Below are 20,821 nucleotides of genomic sequence, written 5' to 3' on the forward strand. Positions count from 1 at the left end.
CGATGCCGATCCAGATCCACTTCGCCGCCGGGGCCGATCGCTGGCCGGCCTACCGCGAACCGCTCGGGGCCGCGCTGGCCGACCTCGGGATCGCGGCCGAGCTGTCGGTGACCGTGCACGACCCGGCGGCGGTCGATTACATCATCTACGCGCCGGACGGGCCGGTCACCGACTTTTCGCCCTATACCCGCTGCAAGGCGGTCCTGAGCCTCTGGGCCGGGGTCGAGCGGATCGTCACCAATCCGACGCTGACGCAGCCCCTGACGCGGATGGTCGATGAGGGCCTGACGGAAGGCATGGTTGAATATGTCACCGGCCATGTCCTGCGCCACCACCTCGGCATTGACACGCATATCCACCGGCAGGACGGCGTCTGGCGCCAAGCCTCGACGCTGCCGCCGCTCGCGCGCGAGCGGCCCGTGGCGATGCTCGGTCTCGGGGCGCTCGGCCAGGCCTGCGCCGCCGCACTCGCGGCGCTCAACTTCCCGGTCATGGGCTGGAGCCGCAGCCCGAAGTCGATCCCCGGCATCGACTGCCATTCCGGGGAGGTTGGCCTTGCCTACGTCCTGTCGCGCGCCGAGATCGCCGTGCTTCTGCTGCCGCTCACCGAGGATACGCGCGACCTGGTGACCGCGGGAAGACTGGCGCTGATGCCCGAAGGCGCTGTCATCATCAATCCCGGCCGCGGCCCGCTGATCGACGACGCAGCACTTCTCGCGGCGCTCGATGCAGGCCAGATCGGCCACGCGACGCTGGATGTCTTCCGGGAAGAGCCGCTGCCCCCCGGCCACCCGTTCTGGGCGCATCCGAAGGTCACCGTCACGCCGCACATCGCCGCCGAGACCCGCCCCGCCACCGCCGCCCGCGTCGTGGCCGAGAACATCCGCCGCGGCGAGGCGGGAGAGCCCCTCCTCCACCGCGTCGACCGCTCGCTCGGCTACTGAGCCTCAGCGCAGCTTCGGCGGCCGCGCCGGGTCCATGCCCGGCGCCGAGGGCGCCAGCACCTGCGCCGTCTCCGACTGCGGTTCCGGAAGGTCGAACCTGAGCGCCACGCGGACGATCCGCGACGTGAGCGCGTCGTCCGCTGTCAGGAAGGCGACGTCGATCTCTCCCGCCTCGATTCCGGAAAAGACCAGCGCCTCGGACACCGCCTTGGCGAGCGCCGCCTCGGCCCCGGCCCGCGCTCCTTCGAAGGCGAGGAGATGCCCGCGCCGGCCACCCTGGTAGCCGACAGCCACCAGATGCGCCGCCCGCGCCAGCCCGGCGAGCCCCGCGAGCTTGGCATCGAGCGCCGCGACCACCGCCTCGGGCAGCCCCGCCGGGGCCGCAACCGAAATCGGCCGCGCCTCGGCGTGCTCCGGCGCATGGTCGAGCGTCCCGGCGAGCCAGGCGAGCGCCTCGGCCGGCATCAGGAATTCCGACGGCGCGACGCCGAGATTGAGCCCGAGCCCGACGCCCTGCCCCGCCAGTTCCCGCGCCACCACCCGACCAGGCAGGGCGACATAAGGCACCACCGCCTCGGCGAAGGCCGCAAGCCGTTCCTCGCTGTCGAAGGCGACCGCGAACGGCCCTTCCTCCAGTACGAAGAGCTGCGGTGCGACCGCGTCGTCCACCGGCTCCGCCTGCAGGAGCAGGAACAGCTCCGCATCGGCCAGCCGCTCGTAGAAGCGCAGCCGAGCCGTGTCGTCCTCGGGCGCTGCCGCCATCGCCGCATGGGCACGGTCCAGAATCGTCTCAACCATCGTTTAAAACCTCCGAAAGCCGCGCCCGCGCGGCCGGCAGGAGCTCGGCCTCGAACCAGGGATTGCGTTTCAGCCAGCCGGTATTGCGCCAGGACGGATGAGGCAAGGGAAAGACGCGCGGCGCGTGGTCGCGCCAGCCTGCGACCGTCTCCGTCACACCACGCTTCGCCACCCCGGAACCGAGGTGCCAGCGATGCGCGTAGCCGCCAACGAGAAAGGTGACGCGGACCTCCGGCAACCCCGCCATCACCCGGCCGTGCCAGGTCTCCGCGCAGCGTCGCGGCGGCGGCAGGTCGGCGCCCTTCGCGCTGTAGCCCGGGAAGCAGAAGGCCATCGGCACGATCGCCACCCGGTCGCGGTCGTAGAAATCCGCCTCGTCAAGGCCGAGCCAATCCCTGAGCCGGTCACCCGACGGGTCGGTGAAGGGTCGGCCCGAGGCATGGACCCGCGCGCCGGGCGCTTGGCCGGCGATCAGCACCCGCGCCGCGGGCCAGAACCACACGACCGGGCGCGGCTCATGTGCGGTCGCGGTCCGCGCGAAGTCCCCGGCGCAAAGCCGGCAGGCGGAGATCTCCTCGGTCACGGTCATGGCCGCACTCTGCCCGGCTGGCCGGCGCGAGAAAACCCGGAATCTCCTTACTTCGACGATCCTAGAAATATCTATTGCGTCGGAACGATATTTCTATAAATTTAGAAATATGAAACACACAGCCACCCCTGCCCCGATCTCGGAGATTCCCGTCGAAGTCGCCGCCTCGACCTTCGCCGCGCTCGGTTCCGAACAGCGACTCGCGGTGCTCGGCGCTCTGGTGCGGGCAGGGTCCGAGGGGCTGACGATCGGTGCGCTCGGCGAACGGTGTGGCGTGACCGGCTCCACCCTGACGCATCATCTGAAGATTCTCGCGCATACCGGCCTCGTGAGCCAGACGAAGCAGGGCCGGTCGATCATCTGCGCGGCCGTCGCCTACGAGCGGGTTCGCGCACTTTCGGACTTCCTGCTGCGCGAGTGTTGCGCCGATTGCGCCGACAAGAGGCACCATCATGGCTGAAACCGCCCATTCCCATGCCGGGCACGGCCACGGCGCGCGCGTCGACCGCGCCTGGCTTCTGCTCGCGGCGCTCCTGGCGGCGGTGGCGGTCATGGATGCCGCGGCACTCTGGCCCGTCGTGCGCTTCACCGGCGGCGCGCTTCTGGATACCGCGCCCTTCATCGCCTTCGCGGTCCTTGCCATCGGCGGTCTCAAGGCCAGCGGCGCCGAGAACCTCGTCGCCCGCGCCTTCCAAGGGCGCGAGACGCGGATGATCGTGCTCGCCGCCGTCGTCGGCGGGCTCGCGCCGTTCTGCTCCTGCGAGGTCATCCCCTTCATCGCAGCACTCCTCGCGCTCGGCGCGCCCTTGAGCGCGGTGATGGCCTTCTGGCTCGCCTCGCCGCTGATGGACCCGGCGATGTTCCTGATCACCTCAGGGACGCTCGGGCTCGACTTCGCGCTCGCCAAGACCGCCGCTGCGGTGGGGCTCGGGCTGATGGGCGGATTCGGCACCTGGGCCTTCGCCGCGACGCCCGTCCTCCGCGATCCGCTCAGGGCGCGGAGTGCGCCGACGTGCGAGACAAGCTGCTGCAGCTCGAAGACACCGTTTTCCGGGACGCCGGTCTGGCGGTTCTGGAATGACCCCGCGCGCCGCGCCACCTTCCGCTCTGCGGCTCTGGAGAATGCGGGTTTCCTTCTGAAATGGCTGACGCTCGCCTATGCGGTCGAGGCGGTGATGATCCGCTATGTTCCCGCCGAGTGGATCGCCGGCCTCGTCGGCGGTCCCGGCCTCGGGCCGATCGTGCTCGGCGCGCTTCTGGGCGCACCGGCCTATCTGAACGGCTACGCCGCGGTGCCGCTCGTCGACGCGCTGCTCAATCAGGGCATGTCGAACGGCGCGGCGATGAGTTTCATGCTCGCGGGCGGCGTGAGCTGCATCCCCGCCGCGATCGCCGTCTGGGCGCTGGTGAAGCCGCGCGTCTTCGCGGCCTATCTCGGCTATGCCTTTGCCGGCTCGGTCATCGCCGGCCTTCTCTGGCAGAGCATCGCCTGACCGTTCCACCGACCGTTGCCCCCTGTGCGGTTTTCCGCTAAGCCCGGCAAAACAGGGCCGTAGCGGGGAGGGAGAGCGCGGATGTATCGCGTCTGGAACTACGTCACCAACTATTCTCTGCTGCTGATCGCCGGCGCCCTGATCGCGCTCGTCTGGGCCAATATCGACGCGTCGAGCTACCATCATTTCGTCGACTTCGTGATCGTCGACAACTTCTTCATCGGCCATCTGCACGAGGAGGGCGGCCACGCCGTCCGCACGCTGACGCTGCACTACCTCGTCAACGATGTCGGCATGGCCTTCTTCTTCGCCATCGCCGCGAAGGAGGTCTGGGAGGCGATCATCCTCGAAAACGGTTCGCTCCGCGGCCGCAAGGCGATGACGCCGCTGATCGCGACCGCCGGCGGCATGTTTGGCCCGATCGCCGTCTATCTCGGCCTCGCCGCCGTGCTCGGCGTCTACGAGACGGTGAGCCGCGGCTGGGCGATCCCGACCGCGACGGATATCGCTTTCTCCTACCTCGTCGGCCGCATGGTCTTCGGTGCCGGGCATCCGGCGATCCGGTTCCTGCTGCTGCTGGCGATCGCCGACGATGCGGCCGGCCTCATCATCCTCGCGATCTTCTACCCGACGGGCGATCTTGCGCCGGAGTGGCTGATCGTGTCCTTCGGCGCCGCCGTCGCGGTCTTCTTCTTCTTCAACTGGCTGCCGCGCCGGATGGACCGCGGCAACCAGCTGCGCCCGAACTCGACCTGGGTCCGCCAGAAGCTCTCGTTCTGGCCCTACCTGGTCGCCGGCTGCCTGAGCTGGTACGGCTTCCAGGAATCCGGCATCCACCCCGCGCTCGGCCTGCTGCCGATCGTCCCGACGATTCCGCATGCCGACCGCGCCTTCGGGATCTTCGCCGAGGCCGAACAGTACCTCACCGACCTCCTCAACTGGATCGAGCACCACCTGAAGTATCCCGTCGAGATCGTCCTGTTCTTCTTCGGTCTGCTGAATGCCGGGGTCGAGTTCTCGGCGATCGGCGCGCCGACCTGGCTCGTGCTTCTCGGCCTCATCGTCGGCAAGCCGGTCGGGATCTTCCTCTTCGGCTGGTTCGCCGCCTATCCGATGCGGCTTGGCCTGCCGCAGGGAATGCGGCCCGTGGACCTCGTTGTGATCGGCTGCGTCGCTGCGATCGGCTTCACCGTTGCGCTCTTCGTGGCCTCGGTGGCCTTCCCGAGCGGCCCAGTCCAGGATGCGGCGAAGATGGGGGCACTCTTCTCCTTCGGGGCGGCACTCATCTCGCTCGCGGCGGGACGGATCTTCAGGGTCGAGAAGGTCTCCGGCTGAACCGGCACACCTCTGCCCGGGCGGCGTGATCGCCCGGGCGTTTCGCCATAATGCCGGCCAAGTTCCGGCGTAGCATGTATGTTAAGAAAAACGCCGTAACCACGGTCAGGCAGGCAGGGCAGCGCCAGGGCAATCGGATGCTCGAATTCGAGAATGTGAGCAAATCCTTCTGGACCGGAAGGGGCCGCAAGGTCATCCTCGACCGCGCTTCCTTTCGGGTTGAGCTCGGCCAGTCGCTGGGGATCCTCGCCCCGAACGGCACCGGCAAGACCACGATCATCAACATGATGGCCGGCCTCGAGAAGCCTGACGAGGGGGTAGTGCGCAAGTCCTGCCGCGTGTCGTTCCCGCTCGGCTTTATGGGCGGCGTCGTGAGCCGCCACACAGCGCGCGAGAACGCGCGCTTCATCGCCCGTCTCTACGGGCTCGATCCCGACTATGTCGAGGCGTTCAGCCGCTGGGTTTGCGGGATCGACGAGTATTTCGACATGCCCGTCGGCACGTTCAGCTCGGGGATGAAGGCACGGTTCAGCTTCTCGCTCCTCCTCGCGATCGAGTTCGACATCTACCTGATCGACGAGGGGATGCCCTCGACCACCGACGCGGAGTTCAACCGCAAGGCCGGCGCGATCCTGAAGGACAGGCTGAGGACCGCGACCGTCGTCGTCGTCTCCCATCAGGCCGAGACGCTGGAGAAATTCTGCCGCTCGGCGGCGGTTCTGCGCAACGGACGGCTACACATGTTCGACACCCTTGAAGAAGCGAAACGGATGTATGACTACGCCACCTAAGGCCCAGAAGTTCCGCATCCGGCGCCCCGAAACGCCGGCCACGACCAACCCTGGTTCCGCCGCGGACGACCTTGCCGCGATCGCGGCCGAGGGGCTCACCGGACGGCAGCTTCGTACGGCGCGCCGCCTTGCGCAGAAGCACGGTATCACGGCAACGACCGACTTCGACGCGGTGCTGAAGCTCCGCCAGCAGGGCATCGACCCGTTCCAGCCGAGCGCGGTCCTCAAGGTGATCACCTCCCGGAAGGCCACGCCCGATGAGGGCCGGGTTCAGCTGCCGCAGCCCGTCCGCACTCCGCCCGCGCCCGCCCCGCAGGTCGTGACCGAAGCCGACCGCACGCGCGAGATCATGGCGATCCAGCGCGACATCGTGCGCCGCCGCCGCCGCAACTTCGCGATGCTGATGGCGCGCCTCGCGGCATTGGTCCTGCTGCCGACGCTGGTGGCGGGTTTCTACTTCTTCCGGATCGCAACGCCGCTCTACGCTACCGTCAGCGAGTTCGTCATCCAGCAGGCCGACGGCCAATCCACGGGACTCGGCTCGATGCTCCGGGGCACGCAATTCGCGACCTCGCAGGATTCGATCGCCGTCCAGGGGTATCTTGGGTCGCGCGACGCGATGCTGCGGCTCGACTCCGATCTCGGCTTCAAGTCGCATTTCTCGCAGGACTTCATCGACCCGTTGCAGCGGCTCGACGCGGGCGCCTCGAACGAGGCAGCCTACAAGATCTATCAGCGCAACGTGAAGATCGCTTACGACCCGACCGAGGGGCTGATCAAGATGGAGGTGATCGCGGCCGATCCCATGATCAGCCAGAAGTTCTCCGAAGCCTTGATCGGCTACGCAGAACAACAGGTCGACCAGCTTTCCGCCCGCCTGCGCGAGGACCAGATGCAGGGCGCGCGCGAGAGTTACCAGGATGCTGAAGCCAAGGTTCTTGAGGCGCAGGAGCGTGTCCTCTCGCTGCAAGAGGAGCTCGGCGTCTTCGATCCGATGACCGAGTCGCACACCTTGATGAGCCAGGTCGCGACCTTCGAGGTCGAGCTGCAGAAGAAGCGGCTCGAACTGCAACAATTGCTCGACAACGCGCAACCGAACCAGGCGCGTGTCGCCGGTGTGGAGGGCGACATCGCCCGGCTTGAATCGATGGTGTCGAACATGCGCGCGGGCCTGACCGAGAGCACCGGCGGCGCGACCTCCCTGGCCCAGGTCACGGGCAAGCTCCGCATCGCCGACGCCGATCTGGAAAACCGCCAGCTGTTGCTGGGCCACGCGCTGCAGCAGCTCGAAACCGCGCGGATCGAGGCCAATCGCCAGGTCCGCTACCTCGAAACCAGCGTCAGCCCGGTCGCGCCGGACGAACCGACCTATCCGCGCGCTTTCGAAAACACGCTCTTGGCCTTCCTGATCTTCGGTGGCATTTACCTCATGCTGTCGCTGACCGCGTCGATCCTGCGCGAACAGGCGACCTCGTAAGGAGCCGAAGATGACCGAGATGAAGGACGTAAACGTCGGCGGGTTGACTGTCGGCAACGACCGGGCACTGACCGTGATCGCCGGCCCCTGCCAGATCGAAAGCGCCGACCACGCCCAGATGATCGCCGGAATTATGGCCGAGGCCTGTGCCGCCGTCGGCGCCCAGTACGTCTTCAAGGCAAGCTACGACAAGGCCAACCGCACCTCTCTCTCGGGCAGGCGCGGGCTCGGCATCGACGCGGGGCTAAAGGTGCTCGAAGGCGTGCGCGGAACGATGGGCCTGCCGGTCCTGACGGACATCCACGACGCCGAACAGGCCCGTATCGCCGCCGCCGTGGTCGACGTGATCCAGATCCCGGCCTTCCTCTGTCGCCAGACCGACCTCCTCGTCGCCGCGGGCGAGACCGGCTGCGTGGTCAACATCAAGAAGGGCCAGTTCCTCGCGCCCTGGGACATGGCCAATGTCGCCGCCAAGGTCGAGAGCACCGGCAACACCAGGATCCTCCTGACCGAGCGCGGCGCGAGCTTCGGCTACAACACGCTCGTTGCCGACATGCGGTCGCTGCCGACCATGGCGAAGACCGGCTACCCGGTGATCATGGACGCGACTCATTCGGTGCAGCAACCGGGCGGGCTTGGCGGCGCCTCGGGCGGCCAGCGCGAGTTTGCGCCCGCGATGGCGCGCTGCGCCGTCAGCCTCGGCATCGCCGGCGTCTTCGTCGAGACGCACGAAGCCCCCGACAGCGCGCCCTCGGATGGTCCGAACATGGTCCCGCTGGCAGATATGCCGAGACTTCTCGAGACGCTGATGGCGCTCGATCGCATCGCCAAGGCTGACCCGGTCCGGATCTGAGTAAAGGGGCGTTTCGCGGAAGGGCCCCGTTCCGCGACCGAACCCGAGCGATATGATCAGTCCTGCACGCTGCGGTCCAGAATCGCGGCGTTCAACCAGCGTATCTGGGTTGCACCGCGCAAGCCGGCCTTGGTGGCCGGATCGTTCGCAAGGAACCGCTCCGCTTCCTCGCGGGTTTCCAGATCGAGGAGAAGGACGCTGCCGGTCTTTGTCTCCCGGTCGTCCTGCCGCAAGCTGCCGGCCAGCAGAATTACCGAGCGGTTCGCGCATTCGTATTGCCAATGCGCCTCCATAACGCGGTCATCGGCCCGGATGGCCGCCCCGTTCGCCGCATCCTCGCTCACGATCAGCCAAGCCATCACCACCTCCTGCCTGTTCCGGACGCGCGCCTGCCCGCCTCCCAGCCGATGCGCCGTCCGGGCGCACCGGGCAGCGTATTCGGCGCCTTCAGACCGCCTGCCCCGCCGCCCAACCCGATGACCAGGCCCACTGGAAATTGTAGCCGCCGAGCCAGCCCGTCACGTCGACCGCTTCGCCGATGAAGTAGAGCCCCGGCACATTGCGCGCCTCCATGGTCCGAGAGTCGAGCCCGTCGGTATCGACCCCGCCGAGCGTCACCTCCGCCGTCCGGTAGCCCTCCGACCCCACCGGTTTGACCTGCCAGCGATGCACCGCCGCCCCGAGCCGGTCAAGCGCCGCATTCGACTGGTCGGCGAGGCGCCCCGAAACACCGGACAGGGACAGCACCATCGCCGCCACCTTCTCCGGCAGGAACCGCGCGAGCGCGGTCTGCACCGCGACCCGCCCCGCCTCCGCCCGCGCCGCCTTCAGCTCCGCCGCCACATCCCGGCCGCGCGCCAGATCGACGCTCAGTTCCTCGCCCTCGCGCCAGTAGGAACTGATCTGCAGGATCGACGGCCCCGAGAGCCCGCGATGGGTGAAGAGCAGTCCCTCCTCGAAGCCGATCCTGCCCGCCGTCACCCGCGCCTCGACCGACACGCCCGCGAGCGGCCGCAGCCGAACCAGCTCCTGTTCGGCGAAGGTCAGCGGCACGAGCGCCGGCCGGGTCTCGGTCACGGCAAGTCCGAACTGCTCGGCGATCCGGTAGGCGAGCCCGGTCGCTCCCATCTTGGGGATCGACTTGCCGCCGGTGGCGACAACCAGCCGGTCACTCCTTATCGGCCCGCGATCGGTGGCCACGACGAAGGCGCCGTCCGCCTCGATCCGCCGCACCGTATCCGCCAGCCGCACCTCGACCCCGACCTCCGCCATCTGGCCGAGCAGCATGTCGACGATCTGGCGCGCCGATCCGTCGCAGAAAAGCTGGCCGAGCGCCTTTTCGTGCCAGGCGATTCCCGCAGCGTCGATTCTCGCGATGAAATCGGCCGGCGTGAACCGTCGCAACGCCGACACCGCGAACCGCGGATTTCGCGACAGGAACCGCTCCGGCGGCACCGCCAGATTCGTGAAATTGCACCGCCCGCCGCCGGATATCCGGATCTTTTCTCCGGGTCGCGCGGCATGGTCCAGCAGAATGACCCTGCGCCCGCGCCTGCCGGCCTCGATGGCACACATCATGCCGGCCGCCCCGGCGCCAAGGATCAAAACGTCGGTCCGCTCCATGGCTCCGCGACTACTCCGGTTTGCGTGCATTCTCAACATCGGAAAGCGGAACTTTGGCCTTGCAGGCAGCAGCAGCCTTGGTTATGAACCCGCGCAGTTGGGGCGTGGCCAAGTGGTAAGGCGTCGGTTTTTGGTACCGTGTACCGTAGGTTCGAATCCTACCGCCCCAGCCATGAAACTCAGAAAATCCAGCAAGATCAAAGGCCGGACCCGGCCCACGCCCGCGCCTGTATCACAGGCGTCGCAGCCTGTGACACAGGCCGCGACACAGCCCGGGACCCGCTGCGAGTCGCCACGCCCGCGGCGGCCGCGTCGCGCCGGCCCCTACCTGATCCGCCGCGGCCGCATCTTCTATTTCCGCAAGCGCCTGCCGCGCGGGGAGTCAAACCCGCTGTCCAACCTGTTTCTCGTCCTCTCGCTGCGAACCGACCTCCCGCTCATCGCCGTGACGCGCAGTGCCGCGCTGCTCACGGTCTGCGAGCAGAAGGAAAAAGACATCGTGGACGCGCTGACCAAGAACATTCTGACCCCGGCCGAGGCCAAGGCCCTGCTGACCGAGATGCTGCGGGCCGAGCTCGAACGGATCCTCGCGCTGCAGCGCGGGATGGACATGATCCCGGACGCGGCGCTCGCGGCCCGCATCGCCGCGCTCTAGGCCGAAAACGCCCAGCTCCGCCGCGCCGCGCGCCTGGCCGACTGGGCCCAAGTCGCGGCGCTCATCGACGGCGCCGGCCGGCGCCTCTCGCTTGCCCGCCCGGAGCCGATCGACGCCGATCTCGGCCGCCAGGCGCTGTCGCTGAAAAAGCGCATCAACGAGGCCGAGCTCGGGGTGCTCGAGGGCGACGACGTCCGCCAGGCCGCGCGGGCCATGATCGTCGATCACGGCGGCGACGATTTCGAACGCTTCGTCGCGCCGCCGGTGCTTCTGTCGGCAACCTGGGACCGGACGCTGGAGAACCATCCGACCAAGGCGATGAAGGGCAATATCGACGCGATCGCCAAGCTGGCGCTGGCCTATTTCGGCGACGTGCCGGTCACCACGCTGACCGAGGATCGGCAGCAGGCGTTCTTCACCTGGATGTCGCGCCTGCCCAAGACCCAGGGCAGGAAGCATGGCAAGAACCGTTACACCTCGACGGGAAGGGAGATCTGCAAACATGCCGAGATCGCCGAGGCCGATGCGGCGGATGCCGCGGTCATCGCCGAGATCTGCCCCCGCGACGACATCTCGATCGCCGAGAAACGCGCCCTTCTTGCCGAGAGGCTGCTCCCGCGCCTGACGCTGGCGACGATCCAGCGCAACCGCAACGGCTTGAATCGGATGTTCAAGGCCGCGCGCGACCTCGGCGCCGCGGCGCCCAAGGCGCTGCCCTACAGGGCCATCGAGCGCCTCGTCGCGGCGCTCGGGCAGGACGATCCGCTGCATGTCCGGGTCACGCAGTCCAAGATCCGGATGCCCTGGACCGAGGAACGCCTGGCCCGGCTTCTCACCTGCCCGATCTATTCCGGCTGCGCCACGAAGAACAGGCGCTGGAAGCCGGGCCGGCTCATCCTCCGTGACGCCACCTACTGGGTGCCGCTGATCGTGCTCACGCTCGGCACGAGGATCGCGGAAGTGCTGCTCCTGAAGCGCAAGGACATCCGTCTGCGCAACGGCGTCCACTGCCTGGCGCTCGGCACCGGCTGCGACCAGAGCGGCAAGACCGAGAGCGGCACCCGCATCGTGCCGATCCCGCAGCTGCTGCTCGACCTCGGCTTCGTCGACTGGTTCCGGTCGCTCGGCGACGCGCACGGCGTGCTCCTCTTCCCCGAGGCCGCCCGCCGCTCGACCAGCGGCGACGTGACCAGCGCCTTCGGCAAGCACCTGCGGGGCATTCTCGCCCATCTCGGCCTCGCCGATTTCGACGAGGACTTCTACGCGATGCGCAAGACCTTCTCGAGCATGCTGCGCAGCGCCGAGGTTCACGATGACCAGCGCCGGGCCATCGCCGGCCATCGCGGCTGCAGCCTCGCCCCGTCGGAGACGCTCGCCGTCGCGGTCACGCTCGGCGAGGACGGCGCGGCGGAACGCATCACGGTTACCGGGAAAGGTGATGAGCCGGTGTTCCGGTTCGAGCGCGCCGCGCAGGGCTCCGGTGCCGAGCTGACAAGGGCCGCGCGGCGGCTCAAGGAGATCGTCGCCGGGCATGCGCTGGCCCTGCCGAAGAACGCGTCGAAGCGCGCCGCCTTCGAGCACCTGCAGGCGCTGGCGTGATCGTCATGCCAGGGCCGATGCGACGGCGTCCGGACGGGCTCTGCCGCATCGGCCCGATCCCGCCGGCGGCGGCATCGGTCCGCCCATGATCTGCGGGACCTCCAGGCTTAGCCCCGGGGCCCGATCCCGGTCACGTTCCCTTGTCGGCCGCGAGGCAGGCAAGGGCAACGGCCCGCTACCGGACAGATGGCCCGCCTGATTGACACGCCGTCTCATGCGTGTCGCGAGTCCATTGCCTGGTTTGGGACCGGTCAAGGGCGGCCTAATCCGCCGTGATGCCTCCAAGGCCTCTTGGACCTCGACCGATGCAGGCGGCACTGTCCACAACATCAAGAACCCCTTCGAGCAGGCCAAGACCGCAAAATACGCGCTGCTCGAGAAGGTGAAAGAAGCTCCGACATGGCAGAGATTGCGCATTGGCCGCTTCACCGTCGGCCATGCCGCATTCTTCCCGGATGTCGGCGACGCTGACCGCCTCAGTGATCCCGCCAACCCCGTTGCTTTGATCGGCGATCAGAATGACCTCCCCGCATTGTCCGGATGGGTCGAGAGGGCCTTCGACTTCTGGTTAGCGAGCGATGACGGCAAGCAGGGCGGCATCGGATAGAAAGGCGTACGGGCCTTTATCGATATTTTCGCCCGAGCTGCGACGACGCGTCCGCTTCTTTCGGCCAGGCTGAAGGAAGAAGAGGACAGGCGTATCGAACTTACCGAGCGCCAGGCGGGGATCCTTGATTTTCTCCAACGGCAAAGACGAGTCATGATCGCCGGCGGCGCGGGCACGGCGAAGACCTTAATCGCCAAGGAAAAGGCCATTCGGCTGGCCGGTGAAGGCATGCGGGCGCTGCTGCTCTGCTACAACCGTGGCCTGGCCGATCACCTTCGGGAACAATGCGCAGAGATCGAAGGGCTGGACGTCGCCTCGTTTCATCAGGTCTGCGATCTCTGGAACCGACGCGTGCTGGCCAAGACCGGGACCGATCTGCTCGCCGAAGCACGGCGGGACTATCCCGGCGCGGACCTCTACAACGAGCTCATGCCGATCGCGCTTTCGAACGCCGTCGATCGCAACGGGGGGATCTACGACGCCATTATCGTGGATGAGGCGCAGGATTTTGCCGATGATTTCTGGTTGCCCGTCGAAATGCTACTGACGGACCCCGAGGCCGCTCTGCTCTACGTGTTTCTCGACGAGAACCAAGACATCTATCGCCGATCGGCAAGCATCCCGGTTCCGGGTGAACCTCTCGTTCTCGATCGCAACTGCCGAAACACAGCGGCCATCCACGATGCGGCCTACCGTTACTACCGCGGCGGTTCAGTGCAGCAACCGGAAATCGCCGGCTCGCCGGTCGAAATCCTAACCGCGCCGACGCTGGAGCTCCAAGCACGGCAGATCTGCCAACTTGTTACCCGTCTCACGCAGACAGAGCGCATCGCCGCGCATGACATAGCCGTCTTGCTCTGCTCTGCCAGCAACCGAGAGACTTGTGAGAAGTTTCTGCGTCAATGCAACATGCCCAAGTCTATTCGGTTGGGTCGGATCGAGGATTATGGTCCAAACAGTCTCACAGTGGACATCGTGGCGCGCTTCAAAGGCCTCGAACGCGCCGTGACGATCGTTTGGGAATTTGGCGACTGTGACCCGGAGCGGGATCGCGAGACTCTATACGTTGGCCTCTCGCGCGCGAAAAGCCTGCTCTACGCGTGCGGGACTAAGGAGGCCTGTGCCGCGAAGTTCGAACGAGTTTGATGCGAGGGCGGGGAGCGATCGTTCGCCGCGATTCGTGATTCGCTCGGACGTCTACAATGTTGAAGGTTTTCCGATGCGGGCCGCGGCGTGAGGGTGGCGCTTGGCGGGTGATCGGCCGGCGTTGACAGAACTCGCAAGCAGGAAGCCGCGGGAGCTTGGCACTGCATAAGGGGAAAGAATGCTGATGGTGGGGGCCGTTGACCGTGTTCGATGTGGGCGTGATCACGGCGTTGTCGGTCGCTTCGGTCTTCGATGATACATCGCGCTTCAGACGCACATCGAGTGCGGTCGCTTAGGCGACAGTGACCCACCGCATTGTGTAAGAGGCCACGCGCGGAGCCTCCGGCGTAGCGCAGCGCACGGCCGGCCGAGCCGTTGTGCCGCGATCCAGATCAAGTAATCATGACGGATTAACACCGTGTGGGATACAAACCGGTTTCGTTTTTTCCGCTATTGACACCATATCCTAAGATGTGATATTTTTTTATTTGATATCAGCATCTTAGCTCGAAATCCTACCGCCCCAGCCAATCAGTTATCGAAATCGAGACAGCGCGAGGCTTCTCTCGGATAGTCACGCGTTTTCCGTGACTTGCGCGGCAGCGCTACCGGCGCAGACCGCCATGTCACCGCAAAAGCGGGCGCAAATGTCCGGAAGTCTGCGATTGGCATTTTCGCGGTGCGAGGTGTGGAGAGGGTCGATCAGAGCGCACTTACGACGCGGCGCTGGTCGTTCCAGCCGGACGGCAGCACATGGGTCTTGCACCAGTCTGACGTGAAGCCGTGCGGCTGTTTGCCATCGAGAACATCCCGGACGATCCTGGAGGCTAGGAAGGCGAGATCGATCATCTGCTGCACGCGGCGCTTCGAGATACCTTCGGCCACGGCGATCTCGTCAAAGCTGCGGCCTGCACTGTGCGTCGTCAAAGTGGACTGTCGCGCCAAGATCCGATCCACCAAATGCGGCGATCACACACCTAGATCAGCCGCCGAGCTGTCCTGAAAACTGAGACCCCTACACCTCAACCGCGGATGACGGAAAGCCCATCGGCGACGGCCAGTTCTTCGCGGCCGTTGCACCCGCCCTGTTTTCCGGCAATGTCTTCGCCGAGCGTATCGAGGCGCTCTACGCCTCGATCGAAGCACAGGAGGGTGCACGCATGCCCAACTCCGGCAGAACCGCGAACAGACGTCGGCTGGAGCGCGAGGGACTCGCGATCGAGCGTGATCTTCACGACCGGCGCCGGGCTTTCATCGGATGAGTGCAGAGGCTGTCGCCAGGGTGGAGGCCATTCTCAGGCAATCGGGCGTGATTGCCGGCCCCTGCGAGATCCGGCCGCTCACCGGCGGCTATGCGAATACGGTGCTGCGGATCGACACGTCGGATGGCCGGATCCTGGCCAAATCATTCGGGAAGCCGATGGCCGGCACGCTCTTCCCGAACCTGCCGGCCGACGAGGCCGAGGCGCTGCGGCGGCTGTCGGGCTTCGGCGTCGCGCCGGAACTGGTCGGCTTCTGGCCGGAGCACGATCTTCTTGCCTATGCCTATGTCGAAGGCGCGCCCTGGGACGGGGACGTTGCCGCGGTCGCGCGTCTGCTCCTGCGCAAGGAGGCCGCCGACGCGAAAGGATTCCGCAAGGTGTCGTTGACCCCGGCCGAGATCCTGCGCGAGGGCGACGCGCTTTTCGCCCGGTGCGAGGATGGCGCCCGGCCGCCGCGTCCGGTTCCGGCCGACCTCTCGCCGCCACGGCGCTGGTCGCTCATCCACACCGACGTCGGCCCGGGAAACCTCATCGGCTCGGGGGACGGGCTGCGGCTGATCGACTGGCAATGCCCGGCGATGGGAGATGCCTGCGAGGACATCTACGACTTCCTCTCCCCGGCCTTCCAGATCCTCAGCGAACGGACGCCGCTGGCGGCCCCGGAGACGGCCGCCTTCTTCGCCGCCCTCGACCGGAGCGATCTGGAGGCGCGCTACCTCGAGCTGCGGCCGTACTTCGCTTGGCGCATGACGGCCTATTGCCGACTGCGCGCCGAGCGCCACCCCGATGCCGCCGTCCGGGAACGCTACCGGCAGGCGGCGGCGGCCGAGATCGACCATCTTGCGGGATGACCCATGGACATTGACCTGACGATCCACTCCTTCAGCCTGTGGCACCATTTCGCCCACAAGCCCGGCTTTGACACCATCGCCTACGCCGATCTCGCCGAAGCTTTCGGGCTTTCGGGGATCAGCCTGTCGCTGAACGATCCGAATTACCGCCACCTCGGCGGGCGGGAGACCTCGCGCATGGACCGGCTGAGAGACCGATTGCAGCGCTTCGGCATGAGTCTCGAGATCGACACCTCCGGAACCGATCCGGCCCACATGATGGAGATGCTGGACGTCGCGGCGCGAATGGGCGCCACAAGCCTGCGAACCTACACGCGGCATGGCGGAACGACCGCCGAGATGATGGAAGCCACCACGCGGGATCTCGCCGCCGTGGCGGAGGCGGCGCGCCGGCACGGCGTGGTGATCGTGCTCGAGAACCACGAGGACTTCACCGGCCCGGAGCTCGCGCGCATCGTCGAGACGGTCGATCATCCGAATTTGAAGATCCTCTTCGACTACGGCAATTCGCAGATGGTTCTGGAGGATCCGGACGCGGCTCTGGACGCGGTCCTGCCGCATGTCCATTCGGTGCATGTCAAGGATCACGTCATGGTCCGGCCCGAACACGCGGGCCAGCTTACGGTCGCCGGCGTTCCGATCGGCGAAGGGTTCCTTCCCATCGCCGGCCTGACGAAGCGCCTTCTCGACGCCGGCCTCCGCCGCCTGACCTTCGAGAACGTCTGGGCCTACCGGGCGCCGATCCGGGGCGGGCGGACACCGCTGGCGGGAGTGGAGTTGGGCAAGGGCGCATTCGCTTTCCTCGAGCCCCCCTTCGACCCGGCCAGGCTTGTGCTCGATCAGTCCGAATTCGACGGCAAGCGGCTGGTCGAGCTGGAGTACGAGGCGTTGGTACGTGGGATGGCCTGGTTCAAGGACAGGCTGGCGGAACTGGGCTGCGCCGGGAAATGGTCCGCCCGCTGACGGGATTTGCGGAGCGTCGCCGCGCTGCTGGAATCGCCTTGTCACGATGCGCTCCGAACCGGACTTCCTATGCGGGTCCGAACATGCTCATACCGAAGGCTGGCGTCGGGTTGCCACCCTGTTACGCGGATCCGTAAAGGGATTCAGCTTGTGATCCCAGTGCTTTAGCCGCGATGCATGAGGAGACCGGCACTCCCAGGTGCCAAGGCGAGTGGCAAGCGCGCAAGTACGGCTTCCGCCAGCCGATCAGCCCCACCTGAGCGGCCCGGTTCGAGTGTCAGCTCATGATCGTGCTCTGGTGGATCCGGTCGACGTTGTCTCTTTCCCGACGCATGGATCTCACCATGAAACCGTGGGACCAAACACCTAGAGCCGGGCTCGCGGCATGGTCGGCAAGGCACCAGATACATTACGCCGGGTTTGCCTCGGCGGCACATGCATTGGCGGCGCCCCTCTGGACCGCTCGCATGCTTCACCCTAGCCTCGGCGACGGAAAGGGGCGGGACATGCTGCGCTATCTCCTCGGACGCCTGATCTCGCTCGGCCTGAGCCTCCTGGTCGCGAGCCTCGTCATCTTCACCGTGATAGAAATCGTGCCCGGCGATCCCGCCGCCTACATGCTCGGCCTCAACGCGAGCGAGGACACGGTGGCCGCGCTCCGCGAGAGGCTCGGGCTGAACGCCACCCCACCTATCCGCTATATCGACTGGATCACCGGCATGGCGCGGGGCGATTTCGGCCTTTCCTATACCTACAAGGTGCCGGTGGCCGATCTCGTCGCCCAGCGCCTCGCGGTGTCGCTGCCGCTCGCGGCCTATGCGCTCGCGCTCGCCACGCTGATCGCCTTCCCGGCCGGACTTCTCGCTGCCGCGCGGCGCGGGCGGGCGGCGGATGCGGCCGTGATGGGCGCGACGCAGATCGGCATCGCCCTGCCCAACTTCTGGTTCGCGATGCTCCTCGTCCTCGTCTTCGCGCTCCATTGGCAGATCTTCCCGGCCGGCGGCTTTCCGGGCTGGCAGAGCGTCGGCGCGGGCCTCAGGGCGCTGACGCTGCCCGCGATCGCGCTCGCCCTGCCGCAGGCCGCGATCCTCGCCCGCGTGCTCCGTTCGGCGCTGATCGAGACGCTCGACCATGACTACATCCGCACCGCCCGCGCCAAGGGGCTCACGCGCGGCCAGACGATCCTGCGCCATGCGCTCCGCAATGCGATGATCCCGGTCCTGACCATCCTCGGCATGCAGTTCTCGTTCCTCATCGCCGGCGCGATCATCATCGAGAACGTCTTCTCCCTGCCCGGCCTCGGACGGCTGATCTTCCAGGCGATCACCCAGCGCGACCTGATCGTGGTGGAAAGCGTGGTAATGATCCTCGTCTTCGCGGTGATCCTCGTGACCTTCCTCGTCGACCTCGCCTATGCCTCGATCGACCCGCGCCTGAGGCGGCGGGCATGAGGCTGCTGCTCCTCCTCGGCGCCGCGCTGTCGCTCGCCGCGCTTCTCGCGGCGCTCGTCTCGCTGGTCTGGACGCCCTATGACATCACCGCCATGGCGATCGCCGAGCGGCTTCAACCGCCCTCCCCCGCCCACTGGCTCGGCACCGACCATTTCGGCCGCGACATCGGCGCGATGCTGATGGCAGGTGCCCGGACCTCGATCGCGGTGGCGCTCGTCGCGGTCGGCATCGGCATGGGCGCAGGCGTGCCGCTCGGGCTTCTGGCTGCCGCCAGTAGAGGCAGCCTGATCGACGAGGCGGTGATGCGCCTCAACGACCTCGTCTTCGCCTTCCCCTCGCTCGTCATCGCGATCCTGATCACCGCGGTCTTCGGCCCCTCGGCCCTGAACGCGATCCTCGCCATCGGCATCTTCAACATCCCCGTCTTCGCCCGCGTCACGCGCGGGGCGGCGCTCTCGCTCTGGACGCTCGACTTCATCCGCGCCGCCGAGGTCGCGGGCAAGGGACCGGCCCGAATATCCTTCGAGCACATCCTGCCCAATGTCGCGAACCTCCTGATCGTGCAGGGCACGATCCAGTTCTCCTTGGGCATCCTCGCCGAGGCGGGGCTTTCCTATGTCGGTCTCGGCGCGCAGCCCCCCACCGCCTCATGGGGCCGGATGCTTGCGGAGGCGCAGACCATGGTGACGCTCGCGCCCCATGTCGCGATCTTCCCCGGCCTCGCCATCGTCCTCACCGTCCTCGGCCTCAATCTTCTCGGCGACGGATTGCGCGACCATCTCGACCCAAGGCTGAGGCGGATCCGATGACGTTGCTCTCGGTTCGGGGCCTGTCCCTGTCCATCGACGCGACCCCGATTCTCACCGGGGTCTCCTTCGACATCGCGCCGGGCGAGACCTTCGGCCTCGTCGGCGAATCCGGCTCCGGCAAGTCGATGACTGCGCTTGGCGTGATGGGCCTCCTGCCGCGCGGCGCGGTAGCCTCGGGAGAGGTGCGTTTCGCCGGTGAAAACCTGCTATCCCTGCCGGAACGACGCCTCACCGAGCTGCGTGGCAACGAGATCGGCATGATCTTCCAGGAACCGATGACGGCGCTCAACCCGATGCAGACGATCGGCGACCAAGTGGCCGAGACGCTCCTGATTCACCGCGCCGCAACCCGGTCCGAAGCCCGCGCCGCCGCCCGCGACCGGCTCGCCCGCGTCGGCCTGCCCGGGGAACGGTTCCCGCTCTCGCTCTACCCGCACGAGCTGTCGGGCGGCCAGCGCCAGCGCGTCGCCATCGCCATGGCCATCGCGCTCCGGCCGAAGCTCCTCATCGCCGACGAGCCGACGACCGCGCTCGACGTCACCACCCAGGCGCAGATCCTTGACCTCCTGAAGCGCCTGACGGCGGAGGAGAGCATGGCGCTGATGCTGATCACCCACGACCTCGCCGTTGTGGCGGGCATGGCGACCCATGTCGCGGTCATGCAACGGGGCCGCATAGTCGAGGACGGCGCGACCCGGACGGTGTTCCGCACCCGCGCGCACGACTACACGCGGAAGCTCTTTGCCGCCTCCGGGCACCGGCCCGCGCGCGTGGCCCGGCCCCGGCCCGAGACGCTCCTCGAGGTCGAGGAGGCGGTGCGCGAATACGTCCTTCCCCGCCCCTCGGCCTTCGCGCCGCATCCGCGCCTGCGCGCGGTGGACGGCGTTTCGCTGACGATACGCAGGGGTGAGAGCCTAGGCCTCGTCGGCGAATCCGGCTGCGGCAAGTCGACGCTGACCCGGGCGATCCTCGGGCTCGACCCGATCCAGTCGGGCCGGGTGCGGCTCGGCGGAGCCGAAGTGACGGCGGGGCGGACGATGCCACGCGCGCTCCGCGCCCGGATGCAGGTCGTGTTCCAGGACCCCTACGGCAGCTTCAACCCCCGCCACCGCGTCGGCCTCCTCGTCGCCGAGCCCTTCCACCTGACCGGCACCCCGAAGGACGCAAGCGACCGCATCGCCGCGGCACTTGAGGAGGTCGGGCTCAAGGCCAGCGACATGACGAAATACATCCACGAGTTTTCCGGCGGCCAGCGCCAGCGCATCGCCATCGCACGGGCGCTGATCATCCGGCCCGACCTTATCGTGCTCGACGAGGCGGTTTCGGCGCTCGACGTCCGGGTCCGCGCCCAGGTGCTCGACCTCCTCGCGCGCTTGCAGCAGAGCCACGGACTCGCATACCTTTTCGTCAGCCACGATCTCTCGGTCGTGCGCGCCGTCACCGACCGGGTCCTCGTCATGCGGTCCGGCCGGATCGTCGAGGAGGGCGGGACCGAGGCCGTCTTCACCCGCCCGTCCCATCCCTATACGCGGCAGCTCGTCGCGGCGACGCCGGTGATCCCGGCCAATTGGTAGG

22 protein-coding genes and 1 tRNA gene are annotated in these 20,821 nt (G+C 67.2%); 17 read left to right on the forward strand and 6 right to left on the reverse strand.

The features are described 5' to 3' along the window. Positions 1-2 precede the first annotated feature (2 nt). Positions 3-944 carry a glyoxylate/hydroxypyruvate reductase A gene (locus R5H32_RS11165; protein WP_318338761.1) on the forward strand — a complete coding sequence of 314 codons (942 nt, stop codon included), beginning with the start codon at positions 3-5 and terminating at the stop codon, positions 942-944. A gap of 3 nt (positions 945-947) precedes the next feature. On the opposite strand, the gene R5H32_RS11170 is transcribed toward R5H32_RS11165, so the two are convergent. Together R5H32_RS11170 and R5H32_RS11175 are read right to left on the reverse strand one after the other, a co-directional pair. Next, a complete protein-coding gene (locus R5H32_RS11170; RefSeq protein WP_318338762.1) occupies positions 948-1,742 on the reverse strand; it encodes an SseB family protein in 795 nt (264 codons plus the stop codon). After that, complete coding sequence (locus R5H32_RS11175; protein WP_318338763.1) at positions 1,735-2,331, reverse strand: uracil-DNA glycosylase family protein; 597 nt, start codon at positions 2,329-2,331, stop codon at positions 1,735-1,737. The genes R5H32_RS11170 and R5H32_RS11175 overlap by 8 nt, the downstream gene beginning before the upstream one ends. A gap of 109 nt (positions 2,332-2,440) precedes the next feature. Here R5H32_RS11175 and R5H32_RS11180 point away from each other — a divergent pair, with 109 nt between their 5' ends. From R5H32_RS11180 to kdsA, 6 genes are all read left to right on the forward strand, one after another. Further along, a complete protein-coding gene (locus R5H32_RS11180) occupies positions 2,441-2,791 on the forward strand; it encodes a metalloregulator ArsR/SmtB family transcription factor (protein ID WP_318338764.1) in 351 nt (116 codons plus the stop codon). Then, entirely contained in the window at positions 2,784-3,824 is a 1,041-nt protein-coding gene (locus tag R5H32_RS11185; RefSeq protein ID WP_318338765.1) for a permease, read from the forward strand. The genes R5H32_RS11180 and R5H32_RS11185 overlap by 8 nt, the downstream gene beginning before the upstream one ends. An 81-nt stretch (positions 3,825-3,905) precedes the next feature. Then, entirely contained in the window at positions 3,906-5,159 is a 1,254-nt protein-coding gene (locus R5H32_RS11190; RefSeq protein ID WP_318338766.1) for a Na+/H+ antiporter NhaA, read from the forward strand. A 137-nt stretch (positions 5,160-5,296) separates the two neighbouring features. Further along, the gene (locus R5H32_RS11195; protein ID WP_318338899.1) at positions 5,297-5,950 is read left to right on the forward strand and encodes an ABC transporter ATP-binding protein; all 654 of its coding nucleotides are present in this window, start codon (positions 5,297-5,299) and stop codon (positions 5,948-5,950) included. Beyond that, positions 5,934-7,427, forward strand: coding sequence for a capsule biosynthesis protein (locus R5H32_RS11200; RefSeq protein WP_318338767.1), 1,494 nt, complete (start codon positions 5,934-5,936; stop codon positions 7,425-7,427). The genes R5H32_RS11195 and R5H32_RS11200 overlap by 17 nt, the downstream gene beginning before the upstream one ends. Positions 7,428-7,446: 19 nt before the next feature. Continuing rightward, positions 7,447-8,280, forward strand: a complete 834-nt coding sequence (kdsA, locus tag R5H32_RS11205; protein WP_318338900.1) for a 3-deoxy-8-phosphooctulonate synthase — start codon at positions 7,447-7,449, stop codon at positions 8,278-8,280. Positions 8,281-8,336: 56 nt separating this feature from the next. Here kdsA and R5H32_RS11210 read toward each other — a convergent pair whose 3' ends face one another. Continuing rightward, positions 8,337-8,639: a YciI family protein gene (locus R5H32_RS11210; RefSeq protein WP_318338768.1), complete on the reverse strand. Its 303-nt coding sequence runs from the start codon at positions 8,637-8,639 to the stop codon at positions 8,337-8,339. Positions 8,640-8,727: 88 nt separating this feature from the next. Next, positions 8,728-9,903 (reverse strand): NAD(P)/FAD-dependent oxidoreductase, encoded by a 1,176-nt coding sequence (locus R5H32_RS11215; RefSeq protein ID WP_318338769.1) that lies wholly within the window; start codon positions 9,901-9,903, stop codon positions 8,728-8,730. A 98-nt stretch (positions 9,904-10,001) separates the two neighbouring features. Here R5H32_RS11215 and R5H32_RS11220 point away from each other — a divergent pair. The 5 genes from R5H32_RS11220 to R5H32_RS11240 all read left to right on the forward strand — a co-directional run bounded on the left by R5H32_RS11220 (position 10,002) and on the right by R5H32_RS11240 (position 13,910). After that, positions 10,002-10,076, forward strand: a tRNA-Gln gene (locus R5H32_RS11220). Next, a complete protein-coding gene (locus tag R5H32_RS11225) occupies positions 10,076-10,558 on the forward strand; it encodes a hypothetical protein (protein ID WP_318338770.1) in 483 nt (160 codons plus the stop codon). Before R5H32_RS11220 ends, R5H32_RS11225 begins: the two co-directional genes overlap by 1 nt. Positions 10,559-10,732: 174 nt before the next feature. Further along, positions 10,733-12,157 carry a hypothetical protein gene (locus R5H32_RS11230; protein ID WP_318338771.1) on the forward strand — a complete coding sequence of 475 codons (1,425 nt, stop codon included), beginning with the start codon at positions 10,733-10,735 and terminating at the stop codon, positions 12,155-12,157. A gap of 214 nt (positions 12,158-12,371) precedes the next feature. Continuing rightward, positions 12,372-12,764 carry a hypothetical protein gene (locus R5H32_RS11235; protein ID WP_318338772.1) on the forward strand — a complete coding sequence of 131 codons (393 nt, stop codon included), beginning with the start codon at positions 12,372-12,374 and terminating at the stop codon, positions 12,762-12,764. A gap of 120 nt (positions 12,765-12,884) precedes the next feature. Beyond that, positions 12,885-13,910, forward strand: a complete 1,026-nt coding sequence (locus R5H32_RS11240; RefSeq protein WP_318338901.1) for an AAA family ATPase — start codon at positions 12,885-12,887, stop codon at positions 13,908-13,910. Between the two features lie 702 nt (positions 13,911-14,612). On the opposite strand, the gene R5H32_RS11245 is transcribed toward R5H32_RS11240, so the two are convergent. Together R5H32_RS11245 and R5H32_RS11250 are read right to left on the reverse strand one after the other, a co-directional pair. After that, on the reverse strand, positions 14,613-14,837 hold the full coding sequence (locus R5H32_RS11245) for a hypothetical protein (RefSeq protein ID WP_318338773.1): 225 nt from the start codon (positions 14,835-14,837) through the stop codon (positions 14,613-14,615). Positions 14,838-14,932: 95 nt separating this feature from the next. Continuing rightward, the gene (locus tag R5H32_RS11250) at positions 14,933-15,145 is read right to left on the reverse strand and encodes a hypothetical protein (protein WP_318338774.1); all 213 of its coding nucleotides are present in this window, start codon (positions 15,143-15,145) and stop codon (positions 14,933-14,935) included. A gap of 23 nt (positions 15,146-15,168) precedes the next feature. On the opposite strand from R5H32_RS11250, the gene R5H32_RS11255 reads away from it, so the two are divergent. The 5 genes from R5H32_RS11255 to R5H32_RS11275 all read left to right on the forward strand — a co-directional run bounded on the left by R5H32_RS11255 (position 15,169) and on the right by R5H32_RS11275 (position 20,820). Beyond that, a complete protein-coding gene (locus R5H32_RS11255; RefSeq protein ID WP_318338775.1) occupies positions 15,169-16,023 on the forward strand; it encodes a phosphotransferase in 855 nt (284 codons plus the stop codon). A 3-nt stretch (positions 16,024-16,026) separates the two neighbouring features. Then, on the forward strand, positions 16,027-16,986 hold the full coding sequence (locus R5H32_RS11260; protein WP_318338776.1) for a sugar phosphate isomerase/epimerase family protein: 960 nt from the start codon (positions 16,027-16,029) through the stop codon (positions 16,984-16,986). A 506-nt stretch (positions 16,987-17,492) separates the two neighbouring features. Further along, complete coding sequence (locus tag R5H32_RS11265) at positions 17,493-18,437, forward strand: ABC transporter permease (protein WP_318338777.1); 945 nt, start codon at positions 17,493-17,495, stop codon at positions 18,435-18,437. Next, positions 18,434-19,246: an ABC transporter permease gene (locus tag R5H32_RS11270; protein ID WP_318338778.1), complete on the forward strand. Its 813-nt coding sequence runs from the start codon at positions 18,434-18,436 to the stop codon at positions 19,244-19,246. Before R5H32_RS11265 ends, R5H32_RS11270 begins: the two co-directional genes overlap by 4 nt. Continuing rightward, complete coding sequence (locus R5H32_RS11275) at positions 19,243-20,820, forward strand: dipeptide ABC transporter ATP-binding protein (RefSeq protein ID WP_318338779.1); 1,578 nt, start codon at positions 19,243-19,245, stop codon at positions 20,818-20,820. Before R5H32_RS11270 ends, R5H32_RS11275 begins: the two co-directional genes overlap by 4 nt. Position 20,821: the final 1 nt, after the last annotated feature.

This window comes from Defluviimonas sp. D31, assembly GCF_033436765.1.
GTDB lineage: Bacteria > Pseudomonadota > Alphaproteobacteria > Rhodobacterales > Rhodobacteraceae > Albidovulum.